This window comes from Pontibacter sp. CAU 1760 (assembly GCF_054482735.1).
Genome location: NZ_JBTLRL010000015.1, coordinates 59,758 through 73,323 on the forward strand (window position 1 = coordinate 59,758; position 13,566 = coordinate 73,323).

Sequence of the window (13,566 nt, forward strand, 5' to 3'; positions counted from 1 at the left end):
CGTATAGTGTCTTAGTCACTCCCTGTGGCAAGGAGAGGCGCAGTTGGGGGCTGTAACAAACGCCTTCAAATTGAGGTTATCTATTCGTATCTTTACAAATTAACTTAAACTGAAAAACCGGCTCTGTGGCTGCTTCATTAATGCCCCGGTAGCCTATGTTTATATGGCAACTATTCCTGACAATAACTTCGACGAGCTAGATGCCCGCCAAAACATCATCATCAAAGGAGCACGGGTACATAACCTGAAAAACCTGAGTGTCGCTTTGCCGCGCAACCAGTTCATCGTGGTAACTGGGCTTTCCGGCTCTGGCAAGTCTTCGCTGGCTTTTGATACCCTGTATGCCGAAGGGCAGCGGATGTACGTGGAAAGCCTTAGCTCCTATGCCCGCCAGTTCCTGGGCCGCATGGACAAGCCGGATGTAGATTACATTAAAGGCATCAGCCCGGCCATCGCCATCGAGCAGAAGGTAAGCATCAAAAACAACCGCTCTACGGTAGGTACCAGCACCGAGATCTACGACTACCTGAAACTGCTTTATGCCCGCATTGGCAAAACTTACTCACCTATTACAGGGGAGGTGGTGCGCAAAGACTCCGTGGCCGATGTGGTGGACTTTATCTTTACCCTGCCAAACGAGGCGCGCGTGATGGTGCTGGCTCCGCTACTGCAGCACAAAGAGCGCTCGCTGGCGAAAGAGCTGGACCTGTTGCTGCAGAAAGGCTATTCCCGTGTTTACGCTAACGGCGAGGTATATTTTATTGAGGAACTGCTGGAGCAGAAGACCGCCAAGCTGGGCAAAGAGATCTATATCTTGGTAGACCGTGCCGTGATTTACCAGGAAGACGAAGACCTGCAGTTCCGCATTGCGGACTCTGTGCAGACGGCTTTCTTTGAGGGCCACGGCGAATGCCGCCTGTTATTTGGGAATGGCGAAGAGCGCGTGTTTTCGGATAAGTTTGAACTAGACGGCTTGGTGTTCGAAGAGCCTTCAGTTAACTTCTTCAGCTTCAACAACCCATATGGCGCCTGCCAGACTTGCGAGGGATTTGGAAGCGTATTGGGTATAGATCCTGACCTGGTTATACCGGACAAGAGCCTGACCGTGTATGAAGGAGCTATTGCCCCGTGGCGCAGCGATAAGATGAACGAGTGGCTGCAGCCGCTGATTAAGAACGGCATCCGCTTCGATTTCCCTATCCACCGGCCCTACAACGAGCTGACGGAAGCAGAGCAGGAACTGCTTTGGAAAGGAAACAAATACTTCGATGGCCTCAACAGCTTCTTCAAGCAGATACAGGCCCAGACACATAAAATTCAGTACCGCGTGCTGCTGTCGCGTTACCGTGGCCGCACGACTTGCCCTGATTGTAAGGGTTCGCGCTTGCGCAAAGATGCCAGCTATGTGAAAGTGGGAGGCAAGAGCATCACCGACCTGGTGTTGATGCCACTGACGGAGGTGCTACCGTTTTTCCGCAACCTGGACCTGACACAGCACGAGCAGAACGTGGCGGAACGCCTGGTGACAGAGGTGGGCAACCGCTTGAGCTACCTCGAACGTGTTGGCTTGGGATACCTGACGCTGAACCGCCTATCGAATACCTTATCGGGCGGCGAGAGCCAGCGGATCAACCTGGCCACCTCACTCGGTAGTGCCTTGGTCGGTTCGATGTACATCCTGGATGAACCGAGCATCGGTCTGCACCCCAAAGACTCCGAGCAGCTGATTGGTGTGCTGCGCACGCTGCAGCAAATCGGCAATACCGTGATTGTGGTAGAGCACGAGGAAGAGATGATGAAGGCGGCCGACCAGTTGATTGACATTGGGCCAGAGGCTGGCTCGGGCGGGGGTAATCTCATGTTCCAGGGGACCTTCGACGAACTTGCTCAAAACGGGGACACCTATACTGCCAAATACCTGAGCGGACGTATGGAAGTGCCAGTGCCGACGCACCGCCGGAAGTGGCGCAACGCGATCGAGATACACGGCGCACGCGAAAACAACCTGAAGAACCTGACCGTGAAATTCCCGCTAGGCGTGATGACGGTGGTGACAGGCGTGAGCGGTTCCGGTAAATCAACGTTGATCAAAAAGATACTGGCCCCGGCCATGCAAAAGCTGCACGGTGCCACAGCAGAGGCCACCGGTAAGTTCGATAAGCTGGCTGGCGATTACAATAAGATCGAGCACGTGGAGTTTGTGGATCAGAACCCGATTGGCAAGTCATCGCGCTCTAACCCGGTAACCTATGTAAAAGCCTACGATGCCATTCGGACGCTGTACGCCGACCAGCCCTTGGCGAAGTCGCGTGGGTTCAAGCCGTCGCATTTCTCCTTTAACATCGAGGGCGGGCGCTGTGAGGTATGCCAGGGTGAGGGACAGGTGAAGATTGAGATGCAGTTCATGGCCGACATCTACCTGACCTGCGAAAGCTGCCATGGTCACCGTTTTAAGCAGGACGTACTGGACATCAAGTACAACGACAGAAGCATTTCTGATGTGCTGGACATGACGCTTGCCGACAGCATCGACTTCTTCGCCGATCAACCGAAAATTGTGGATAAGCTTCGCCCGTTAAATAATGTGGGCCTGGGGTATATCCGTTTGGGGCAGTCGAGCAACACGCTTTCCGGGGGCGAGGCGCAGCGCGTGAAGCTGGCTTCCTTCCTAACCAAAGGGGCACAGCCGCACCAGGAGAATATCCTCTTTATTTTCGATGAGCCAAGCACCGGCCTGCATTTTCATGATATCAGCAAGTTACTCACGTCCATCAACGCCCTGATCGAGAACGGAAACACCGTTATCATCATCGAGCATAACATGGACATCATCAAATCAGCGGATTGGATTATTGACTTAGGTCCGGAAGGAGGGACCAACGGGGGCCACTTGCTGTTTGAAGGCACACCCGAGGAGATGGCAAAGCTGGAGGACAACGAGACAGCCCGCTTTTTGAAAGGAAAGCTGTAGCCCCAAGAGGTATAAAAGCCGCCACGACAGCTGTTGCGGCGGCTTTTTGCTTGTAGCGGTTTTGCCTGGCATCCAACCACCCCCAGCCCCCTCCTTTACTAAGGAGGCGAGTCTGTTTTTAGGTTTATCAAGCCTGGCTTTTCATAGCGATGGATTCATTACGTGGCCTTGCAGCTACGTTAAGAAATTTGTTGCCAAGCTAGAGAAGTGTGAGCAAATTCCCCTCCTTAGTCAAGGAGGGAGCAGGGGTGGTTGGATCCGGTAGCTACAAAGCAACGATGCAGATGTATAAGTTAGCGTTGGCAAATTAAGAATAGGGAGGCGCAGAACATTGCAGAATACTAAAACCACATCGCATAAATTATTAAATTGCCACTCTGAAAAGGCTAACGCTTAGGCAGAGGGTATAGATAAGGTATCATCATATAACAAATAAAACATGAGAAAGAAGATCGTAGCAGGAAACTGGAAAATGAATAAAACCGCTGAAGACGCGCTTTCGCTGGTGTCGGAAATCGACAACATGGTGAAGGATGAGGTAAGCAGCGACGTTACTGTGATTGTAACACCTCCTTTCCCTTTCCTGCAGAGCGTAGGCAAACTGGTGCAGGGCAATAGCAAAATGCACCTGGCTGCGCAGGATGTGAGCGAGAACGAGAGCGGTGCTTATACTGGCGAGGTATCGGCGGCCATGCTGAAATCGGTGGGAGTGGAGTATGTGCTGGTAGGCCACAGCGAACGCCGTTTATACCACCACGAAGATGCCCAAACGCTCTACAAGAAAATGAAGCAGGCGATTGCGCACGGTTTGAAGCCGATCTTCTGCTGCGGCGAGCCTTTGGAGGAGCGTGAGGCAGACCGCCACTTCGACTATGTAGGCCAGCAACTGAAGGATAGCGTTTCTTACTTGAGCAATGAGGAGTTCGACCAGATTGTGATTGCCTATGAGCCGATCTGGGCTATCGGCACAGGTAAAACTGCCAGCTCGGAGCAGGCCCAGGAAATGCACGCCTATATCCGGGAGCAGCTCTCGCGCATGTTCGATGCCGAGGCTGCCTTTAACTGCACCATACTGTATGGCGGAAGCTGTAACCCAGGCAACGCAAAAGAGCTTTTTGCCCAAGAAGACATCGATGGTGGGTTGATCGGCGGCGCATCGCTTAAGTCAAGAGACTTCACCGATATCATCAAATCGTTCTAACAAAGTCTTTAGCTGTTTAATACTGGCTGCCCGTGCTATGCATGGGCAGCCTTTTTTATGCATGGTACTTTAACCGATAAGCGCATATAAGTCCGTGTAGGGTATGAATGCACTGCTCTGGCAAGCAACAGGCAAACCGGCTTGTTGCAGGTAAATTAAAGTTTGCCGCGGATATAACATTGGCGGCTTTTTTGTTGTCATATAACTAACTTTGACTAAATTTATATTATGCAATTACTATTTTTAGGCTGGATGATGCTGTGGCCCCTTTTTGCGACCGCTGCAATTGTGCCAACGCCTGCTGCCGAGGCTAATATTGGTAAAAGCTACTGCCATGTATATGGTGCAGTATACCTCGAGCGCAACCCAATGTACCGGACTACTGCCTCAGCCACTGTTTTCCTAAACGAAGAGGAGGCCTTTGCTGACCTGGTGGTATACCGTGAGAGCAACAAGCTTTTTGCCGACGGACAGGCCATTTGGTACATTACCCCTAACAAGGCCTTTGCCAACCACATTCTGTACGTAACCGACGAGCGCTATAAAGCCGACATCACAGTGCATTTCACGGATGTGCGTTCTTCGGCCACTTGCCGCAATTAATTTTTTACCATGGATTTTATAGAAGTAACCTTAAAAGTAAACGCAGATTTTGCGGACATCCTTACAGCTGAACTCGGGGCCATTGGCTTCGATACATTTTTAGAGACAGAGGATGGTTTTAGTGCCTACACCGAGGAAGGGCAGTTTAGCGAAGAAGAGCTGAAGGAGACCCTGCAGCGCTATGCCCACCTGGTGGATGTAGCGTATACCGTGCAGAAGATCGAACGGCAGAACTGGAACGAGGAGTGGGAACGCAACTTTGAGCCGCTCTTTATCGGTGGCCAGGTATCAGTGCGTGCCTCTTTCCACGTGAAGCCGGAGCAGGCCAAATATGACATCGTGATCAACCCAAAGATGTCGTTTGGCACGGGCCACCACGAGACCACTACCCTTATGATCGAGAACCAGTTGACGTTGGACCACCAGGGCAAACGCGTGCTGGACATGGGCTGCGGCACAGGTATACTCGCCATCATGGCCGGAGAACTGGGCGCTTTGGAGATTGTGGCCGTGGAGATAGAAGACTGGACGGTGGAGAATGCCCGCGAGAATGCCGAGCAGAACAATTACGGAGGCATTGACGTGCGCCTGGGCGGAGCCGAAACCATTGCAGGTGAGAAGCCATTCGATATCATTCTGGCTAACATTAACCGCAACGTGTTGCTGGAAGACATGTCTGCTTACAAAGCTGTGCTTCAGTCTGAAGGCTGGCTGCTGCTAAGCGGCTTTTATGCCGAAGACCTGCCTGCCATTCAGGAGAAAGCCGAATCGCTGGGACTACAATACCAATCGCACCGCACTAAAAACAACTGGGTATCGGCTTTATTTAAAGCATAGCATTGCCCTAGCCGCCCATACCATACTGCCTCTTTGCCCTACCTAGCCCGCCCTTTATGAAGAAACTTTTACCCTTGGTTTTCTTTTTTTCGATTTTGGCGGCGCAGGCGCAATCAAATCTTTTCAGGAACCCGGATGCCTTTCTAAACGAGGTAAAAGTGACGCTGGAGGCGGGTAGGGTAGAGAATGCAGGGCAACTGGGCGTTGCGTTGGAGGAGGTATGGAACAGCGGTCAGTTAACGGCCAGGCAGCAGGAGCAAGTGATGCAGCTTACCCAGCGCATGCACCGCAGGCATATTTCGGGCGTTCGCTTCAGTCAGTTCTTTGTGATGCTGACGGCCGGAATCAACCAACAGCACATGCGCGCCCGGCAACTGGACGAGATGCTGGATGTAACTGAAAAGGTGCTTCGGAACGAGGAGCTGAAACAGGTAGAGCAGTTTTTGGCCAGCGCCAGTCTATACCTCAGCATCAACCAACTTTTTCAGAACCCTGCCTTTAGCCTGCGCAGCACCGGCGCGGAGTTTAGTTTTGCCTATGCAGGGGCCAGCCAGGCTACTGCCGAGGTGCCGGCAAGCGATGAGGACTGGGGCGATACCTCCTGGGATGATGAAGTGGATGCACAGGGCAATGCAGCGGAAGATGATGCCTGGGGTATAACGCCCATAGCCAAGAAACCTGTCGCCAGAAGCAACGCCAGCAAAAAACGCAGCGAATTGCAAAAGCGCCCGTTTATACCTGCACAGCCAAAGATAACCGGCCCAGTGCTGCTGCTGCAGAAAACGAACCTCCTTTTTAGCACCCCCCACGATTCTATAGCGCTTACTCAAACAGCTGGGCAATTGATGCTGGCAACCAATACCTTTGTAGGGGAAGGCGGGGAATTCAGTTGGCAGGTAAAAGGGCAACCCGTAAAGGCTACGCTCCGGCAGTACAGCTTCAATGCCTCATCTCCCCGCTTTGTAGCACCAGACGTAACGCTGCACTACCCTGCTGTGTTGGCCGGGCCCGTAGACGGAGCATTGGAGTGGCAGAGCAGCAAGCGCAAAACCGCTTCTGAATATCCCTATCCTAAATTCACGTCCTTCACTAACAATGCCCGGCTTACTAACCTTGGCGATAACATGGTCTACAAGGGAGGCTTCTCCTTGGCAGGCGCAACCATCGGGAGCAAGCCGCTGGACGGCAGCCTGTCGGAGATAGCGGTATTCCAAAACGGGCAGCGCAAGTTCAGGGCAACTGCCCAGAGCTATACCCTACAAGACTCGTTGCTGCTGGCCAATCGTGCCCAAGTAGCCATCTACCAGGAAAAAGACTCTATCTCGCACCCGGCGGTGCAACTGCATTTCCTGAGGCAAACCCAGGAGCTGACGCTCACCAAAACTAAAGGGCCTTACAAAGAACTCCCGTTCTACGACAATTACCACCGGGTAGAACTAACCGCCGAGCGCTTGCAGTGGAAGCTGACAGAACCAACCATCGAACTTTCCATCCTTAACACCAAGTCGATGGTGCCGATGCGTGTGGAGTCAACGACCTATTTCTCGAATGGGCGTTTTCAGCGTCTTGTTGGCGTGTCGCCGTTTCATCCCCTGCAACTGTTGGTGGGCTATGCAGGGCAATCTCGTAAAACAGCTTTTTATGCGGCAGACGTGGCACATACAATGCGGGTAGCGGAAGCTGCTGTAAAGGATGCGGCTCGTGCCATGTCCTACCTGGGGTATACCACGTATGAGCCGGCCTCGGGGTATATCACGCTGCTGCCCAAGGCGCTGCACACGGTTGGCGCAGCAAGGGGCACCAAAGACTATGATTACCTCACTATCAAATCGTTGGTGCCGTCGGGGCGCAATGCAACGCTAAACCTGGACGACAATATCCTGACAGTGCGAGGAGTCGAGAAAGTACAGTTTAACAACGATACCGCCAGCGTGTATGCACTGCCACGCCGCCAGGAAGTGCACCTGCTGAAAAACCGCGACATGGAGTTTGACGGGCAGGTATTCGCCGGTCGGCTTGCTATCAGCGGGGCTGCTTTCCGGTTTAACTACGAGGATTTCTCACTTGATCTCACCAAGATAGACACTGTGGCTATGATCGCGAGACGGCGGCGCAGGAATGGCGGCAAAAATCTGAGCCAGGTGCTGACAGGCAATTCAGGCAGCATGCCGGGAAAGCTTTACATCAACAAACCAAACAACAAATCAGGCAAGGAGTTTTTTGCCGATTACCCTAAGTTTGATGCCCAGGTAGGGGCCAGGGTGGCTTACGCAAACCCGGATGTGGCCGGTGGAGCTTACGATAACACCGTGTTCTTTGAGATGCCGCCCTTTAAGATCGACAGCCTAAGCTCTGGTAAGGGGGCCATCGGGATGGACGGGACCTTCAACTCAGGCGGCATTTTCCCGCCTATCAAAACAAAGCTGGTGATGATGCCGGACGAGACCTTGGGCTTCTACTATCAACCGGGCCCGAAAGGGATACCGGCGTATGGCGGCAAAGGCATGGTATACGACACCGTGATGCTGGACGCTGCAGGCATACAGAGCAAAGGCACTCTGAAGTACCTGGGGGCCACCGTTAAAGCGCGCAATTTCGCTTACCGCCAAGACGGGGTTTCGGTAACAAACGGAACATCCTGGCAACTAACCGAGGGACAACTAAACAATGCAGAATTTCCGCTGGCCACCTCTACCGGATTTAGCATGAACTGGTTACCGCAAGCCGACACCATGTACCTGCAAACGGGCAGCGAGCCGATGAAGCTATACCGCGAGGGCTTTGCCCTGAATGGGGGCGTTAAACTAACGCCGGGTGGCCTGTATGGCGCAGGCATGCTGGAAACTGCCGTCGCCTCTATCGCCTCCAAACAAATGCACTTGAGACAGCGGAGCTTTTCCGGAAGTCATGGGCAAGTGCTGGTGAAGTCGGATGTGGAAGACAAGCCAGCCGTGAAGGCCACAGACGTAGCTTTCGCCTATAACATCAGCAAAGGGCAGGTAGACTTTGAGAGTGAGCAGAAAGGCAAACCCAGCCTGGAGTTTCCGAAGGCACAGTACAAAACATCTATGAACAGTGCCCGCTGGGATATTAAAGCAGAGAAAATAAGCCTGAAGGCTGACGAGACAGGTGCAAAAAACTGGTTTTATTCCCTGCACCCGGACCAACAGGGGCTGCGGTTTATAGCCGCGAGCGGCGAGTATGACCTGAAATCAAACCACCTGCTGGCGGGTGGCGTGCCTTACATTGCTGTGGCCGACATGCACGTCATTCCGGACAAAGGCCATGTTGCGGTAGGGGCGGATGCCACCATCCAAACACTACGCAATGCACGCGTGCTGGCAGACTCGGCCCAGCAGTTCCACCCGTTACACAGCGGGAACATTGATATCCTGTCGCGGATGGCATTGGAAGGCGATGCGGTACATGATTACCGCAACGCCAAAGAAGAAGACTTTAAAATCCGGCTTTCTGATTTCATGTATGCCCCGCAGGCTAATAGTAAGAAAGAAAAGAGCCAACCTTATACCACGGCTACAGCCACCATCGGCGAAGAAGACCCATTCTATATTTTCCCGCGGGTTTTATACCGTGGGCAGGTAACCATGCAGGTTCCCCGCCAGCACCTTGACTTTGACGGGGAGCTGAAGCTGAACTTTACCGGCAACCCCAGTGATTCGGACTGGTTTCCGTACAAAAAAGACACGCTGAACCCTGCCGACCTCTCTATCCCGATTTTCAAACCAACCGCTACTGATGGTACGCCGCTATTCACGGGGCTGCACCTTTCTATGGGTACCGGAGACTATTACAGCACGTTTGTGTCCAGGAAGCAGGCACCCGATGACGTGGATTTATTTACTGTGGAGGGCCAGCTTTCTTACAGTAAAGAGCAGAAAGCGTTTCAGTTGGGGCAGGAGCGCAGAGTATCCGGCGAGACCTATGAGGGCAACCTGCTGCAATACCACGAGGCTACCAACACCACGCATTTCGAAGGAAAACTCAGCTTATTGCCCCCTTCCAAAAACTTCAATATCGAAGCAGCTGGCAGTGGCAAGGCACAAACGGAGAGCCAGCAGTATACCCTGGATGCACTATTGGCTTTCGACCTGACCCTGCCATCCAAAGCGCTCTCGGCTATGGCCCATACCCTGCGCGCCAATGCAGTAGCCGGGTTAGGAATGCCTGAAACCGATGAGTCGCTGCTGTATAAGCTGGGCGCGCTGATCGGTGAAAAAGAGGTGCGGCAATACCAGCAGGAAGCCAGCCGGGCGTATGTCCCGCTCCCGAAAGCATCCCGGAAACTAGTGCGCAGTCTGGTGCTGCCTGAAGTGAAGCTGGAGTGGTCTAACCAGCAGAAAGCCTGGTACAGTGTTGGGGAGATCAGCCTTTCCAATATCCTGAAAGAAGACATAAACACCCGCCTGGACGGCTACCTGGAGCTGCGGCAGGACATGGCCGGCCTACCGGTGGTAAACCTATACCTACAGGCAGATCCTTATACCTGGTATTACTTCAGCTATTTTGAGAACGGACTGACGATGGCTTCTTCAGATGAGAAATTTAATAAGGCTATTGGCTCCAAATCAAAGTATAGCCGTGGGGCCACCAGCAAATACAGTATTTACCTGAGCGAGGAGTTTGATAAGAATCTGTTTGTGGAGACATACCGCAGAAACTACCTCACAGGGAAAGAAAGCTTTAAAGTAGCCTCGGAGCAAGTGCAGCCGCAGCCTACCGGAAACTTTGACTATTTGGAGGAGTTGCCACAAAAGGAAAAACGCAGTAAGAAGCGCAGGAAGAAAAAAGACCCTTCCCTATTTGAGGAAGCAGCCTGGTAAGGGTATAACCATGCCCATCGCCAACCGCGTATACAAGCTTAGGAGGGTTAAAAATTGGGCAAAAATGTAAAAATGTCTATATTTGAACCCTTTTATCATTTGCAGAGGGTACCTGTGGTGGAACAACGATCTCCGGAGTGCAGGGGCAGGTTTAAACAGATTGACTTATGGATTTTTTATTGATTGGCATACTTGGTATTGCTGCTTATTTAATAGGCTCTGCCTGTACAGCTGTCTGGATCGGGAAAGCCTATTACGGCATGGATATCCGGCAGCACGGCAGCGGAAACTCTGGCGCCACCAACACTTTCCGGGTGTTGGGCAAAAAGCCGGGCACCATCGTAATGCTGATCGATATCTTTAAGGGTTGGGTGGCTACCTCGCTGGCGGGCCTACTGGTTATCTTTAATGTCATTTCCCCTGAGAACCTGGTTATCTATCAGTTGATCTTCGGTGCTCTAAGTGTTGTAGGCCATATTTTCCCGGTGTACGAGCGCTTTGTGGGAGGTAAGGGTGTAGCAACCTTGCTGGGTATGATGCTGGCTATCGAGCCGGTGGTGGCATTGCTGTGTATCCTTATTTTCGTAGTGGTGCTGTTCACTTCCAAGTATGTCTCGCTGGGGTCTATGATAGCCGCGCTGGCCTTCCCGCTTTTACTGCTGCTGCCAAATTTTTATCCCGAAAACCCTATTCTGATCATCTTCGGGTTTCTGCTGTTTGCGGTGGTGGCATTCACCCACCGTAAAAATATCAACCGGCTTCTGGCGGGTGAGGAGAGCAAAGCAAATATTCACCTTGGCCGGAAACGCTAAGCTGATGTTCTTGCCTTAACCATACCTCTCAAAGCCATCCTGCCTCCGCACGGGTGGCTTTTTATCTTAATTTTATAATCAAATAACTACTCTCTCTAACTATGAATACCTATATCAACACCAACAAAGACCGCTTTATAGAAGAACTGCTGGAAATGCTGCGCATCCCATCGGTCAGTGCCGACCCAAAGTTTAAAGCGGATGTGCTGCGTAACGCAGAGTTATTACAGAAGCGCTTGCGCGATGCCGGAGCCGACCATGTGGAGCTTTGCGAAACAGCTGGCAACCCGATTGTGTACGGAGAGAAAACCATAGACCCGAGCCTGCCAACGGTGCTGGTATACGGACATTACGATGTGCAGCCCGCTGACCCTTACGAACTCTGGAACTCGCCGCCATTTGAGCCCGTGATCAAGGACGGCAAGATATACGCCCGCGGTGCCTGCGACGACAAAGGCCAGATGTACATGCACGTAAAAGCCTTCGAGACGATGGTACAGACAGGCAACCTGGCCTGTAACGTGAAGTTTATGATTGAGGGGGAAGAGGAAGTAGGGTCAGCCAACCTCGCTACTTTTGTAAAAGAGAATAAAGACCGCTTGCAGGCAGACGTCATCCTGATCTCGGACACAGGCATGCTGGGCAACGATACACCGTCTATCACGACTGGCTTGCGCGGCATGAGCTATGTAGAGGTGGAGGTAACCGGCCCGAACCGCGACCTGCACTCTGGTTTGTACGGCGGTGCGGTAGCCAACCCGATCAACATCCTTTGCCAGATGATCGCTTCGCTGCACGACGAGAACAACCACATTACCATACCCGGTTTTTACGACAATGTGCAGGAACTGAGCCAGGAGGAGCGCGCCGAGATGGCCCGTGCGCCGTTTAGTTTAGAGAAATACAAAAAGGCGCTGGACCTGAGCGATGTGCACGGCGAGGCAGGCTATACCACCATGGAACGCAACTCCATCCGGCCAACGCTGGATGTGAATGGCATCTGGGGAGGGTATACCGGCGAGGGGGCTAAAACAGTGATCGCCTCCAAGGCATTTGCCAAAATCTCGATGCGCCTGGTGCCTGACCAGTCTTCAGAGGAAATCACAGCGAAGTTCCAGAAGCATTTCGAAAGCATTGCGCCTAAGAGCGTGAAAGTGGTCGTGAAACCGCACCATGGCGGCGAGCCTGTAGTAACCCCGACCGATTCGGTAGCCTACCAGGCAGCCTCTAAAGCCTACGAAGAGGCATTTGGCGTAAAGCCAATCCCGGTGCGCAGCGGGGGCTCCATCCCGATTGTGGCCATGTTCAAGTCGGAGCTGGGGCTTGACTCTGTGCTGATGGGCTTTGGCCTGGACACAGACGCCATACATTCCCCGAACGAGCATTTTGGCGTATTCAACTACATGAAAGGCATCGAAACCATCCCGTTGTTTTACAAGCACTTCGCCGAGATGAAAAAGTAACCGGAGAAACCATTCATAAAACACAGCAGGCCCGGTTGTATCCGCTACAGCCGGGCCTGCTGTGTTTACCAGCGCATCATGTTCACGGGGTTGGGCGGCGGGATCAGGTAACCGACACTTAGCCTGAAATCCAGGTTCTTCTGGTCTAGGTCCGTGGTGATGGAGCGAAAGCCGCCGGTGTTCCGGAAACTCACGAAAAAGCCGTTGTCCAGCATAATGCCTAACCCCACCGTGTAGCCATAATCGAAGTCGTTCAAACGATCAGACGCGTAAAAGTCAGGCGGGTTAACAGACGGGTTGGTGCCCCTGGTGCTGATGTTAAAGTCATCGTTCGCGCTAAGCAGGTAAGCCGCATAAGGACCTCCTTCCACGAACAGTCCGCCTTTCTGCAGCTTAAACAGCAACGGTAATTCAATGTAGTGCAGGCGCAGGTCGCCGTTCAGGTCGCCACTCAGGTTCAGGCTGTAGCTGTCGTAAATAAATCCTTTCTGAGCATACAGTAACTCCGCCTGCAACGCTATCCGCGACACAAACTCATAGCTAACGACACCCCCGGCGTGGTATACCCCCAGGTAATTGGTATAATCAGAGGAGCCATCGGAGCCATGCGGGCTGGCAAAGCCGCCACCGCCTTTTGCCCCAAGCCGGGCATACTGGGCCTGCGCCCATACTACAGGGGCCAATAGCAATACAAACAGCAGCAGTGTCTTTTTCATAGCGGAGGTATAGCGTGAGGTATATGGGGTATTTACTCTGCCACTGGCAAAATGGTTTATAGGAGCCCCTAAAAGCAAAAATCCCGCTCCACCCCAAAAGGGCGAAGCGGGAAGAGTTAATT

8 protein-coding genes are annotated in these 13,566 nt (G+C 52.6%); 7 read left to right on the plus strand and 1 reads right to left on the minus strand.

Going from position 1 to position 13,566, the window contains the following annotated elements; genetic code table 11:
- Positions 1 to 163: 163 nt before the first annotated feature.
- The 7 genes from uvrA to ACXYMU_RS17880 all read left to right on the plus strand — a co-directional run bounded on the left by uvrA (position 164) and on the right by ACXYMU_RS17880 (position 12,728).
- Positions 164 to 2,971, plus strand: coding sequence for an excinuclease ABC subunit UvrA (uvrA, locus tag ACXYMU_RS17850; protein WP_458987787.1), 2,808 nt, complete (start codon positions 164 to 166; stop codon positions 2,969 to 2,971).
- Positions 2,972 to 3,410: 439 nt separating this feature from the next.
- Positions 3,411 to 4,172 carry a triose-phosphate isomerase gene (gene tpiA / locus ACXYMU_RS17855; RefSeq protein WP_458987788.1) on the plus strand — a complete coding sequence of 254 codons (762 nt, stop codon included), beginning with the start codon at positions 3,411 to 3,413 and terminating at the stop codon, positions 4,170 to 4,172.
- Positions 4,173 to 4,400: 228 nt separating this feature from the next.
- Complete coding sequence (locus ACXYMU_RS17860; protein WP_458987789.1) at positions 4,401 to 4,775, plus strand: DUF6150 family protein; 375 nt, start codon at positions 4,401 to 4,403, stop codon at positions 4,773 to 4,775.
- Between the two features lie 9 nt (positions 4,776 to 4,784).
- Positions 4,785 to 5,612: a 50S ribosomal protein L11 methyltransferase gene (gene prmA, locus ACXYMU_RS17865; RefSeq protein ID WP_458987790.1), complete on the plus strand. Its 828-nt coding sequence runs from the start codon at positions 4,785 to 4,787 to the stop codon at positions 5,610 to 5,612.
- A 56-nt stretch (positions 5,613 to 5,668) separates the two neighbouring features.
- The gene (locus ACXYMU_RS17870) at positions 5,669 to 10,453 is read left to right on the plus strand and encodes a hypothetical protein (RefSeq protein WP_458987791.1); all 4,785 of its coding nucleotides are present in this window, start codon (positions 5,669 to 5,671) and stop codon (positions 10,451 to 10,453) included.
- Positions 10,454 to 10,620: 167 nt separating this feature from the next.
- Positions 10,621 to 11,265 (plus strand): glycerol-3-phosphate 1-O-acyltransferase PlsY, encoded by a 645-nt coding sequence (plsY, locus tag ACXYMU_RS17875; protein WP_458987792.1) that lies wholly within the window; start codon positions 10,621 to 10,623, stop codon positions 11,263 to 11,265.
- Between the two features lie 101 nt (positions 11,266 to 11,366).
- The gene (locus tag ACXYMU_RS17880) at positions 11,367 to 12,728 is read left to right on the plus strand and encodes a dipeptidase (RefSeq protein WP_458987793.1); all 1,362 of its coding nucleotides are present in this window, start codon (positions 11,367 to 11,369) and stop codon (positions 12,726 to 12,728) included.
- A gap of 65 nt (positions 12,729 to 12,793) precedes the next feature.
- Here the strand turns inward: ACXYMU_RS17880 and ACXYMU_RS17885 are convergent, their stop codons facing one another.
- Positions 12,794 to 13,444, minus strand: coding sequence for a porin family protein (locus ACXYMU_RS17885; RefSeq protein ID WP_458987794.1), 651 nt, complete (start codon positions 13,442 to 13,444; stop codon positions 12,794 to 12,796).
- Positions 13,445 to 13,566 lie beyond the last annotated feature (122 nt).

Bases quoted from the DNA above. Each gene is read 5' to 3' on its own strand.
- uvrA (WP_458987787.1), top strand. From the start codon at position 164: ATGGCAACTATTCCTGACAATAACTTCGACGAGCTAGATGCCCGCCAA.
- tpiA (WP_458987788.1), top strand. From the start codon at position 3,411: ATGAGAAAGAAGATCGTAGCAGGAAACTGGAAAATGAATAAAACCGCT.
- ACXYMU_RS17860 (WP_458987789.1), top strand. From the start codon at position 4,401: ATGCAATTACTATTTTTAGGCTGGATGATGCTGTGGCCCCTTTTTGCG.
- prmA (WP_458987790.1), top strand. From the start codon at position 4,785: ATGGATTTTATAGAAGTAACCTTAAAAGTAAACGCAGATTTTGCGGAC.
- ACXYMU_RS17870 (WP_458987791.1), top strand. From the start codon at position 5,669: ATGAAGAAACTTTTACCCTTGGTTTTCTTTTTTTCGATTTTGGCGGCG.
- plsY (WP_458987792.1), top strand. From the start codon at position 10,621: ATGGATTTTTTATTGATTGGCATACTTGGTATTGCTGCTTATTTAATA.
- ACXYMU_RS17880 (WP_458987793.1), top strand. From the start codon at position 11,367: ATGAATACCTATATCAACACCAACAAAGACCGCTTTATAGAAGAACTG.
- ACXYMU_RS17885 (WP_458987794.1), bottom strand. From the start codon at position 13,444: ATGAAAAAGACACTGCTGCTGTTTGTATTGCTATTGGCCCCTGTAGTA.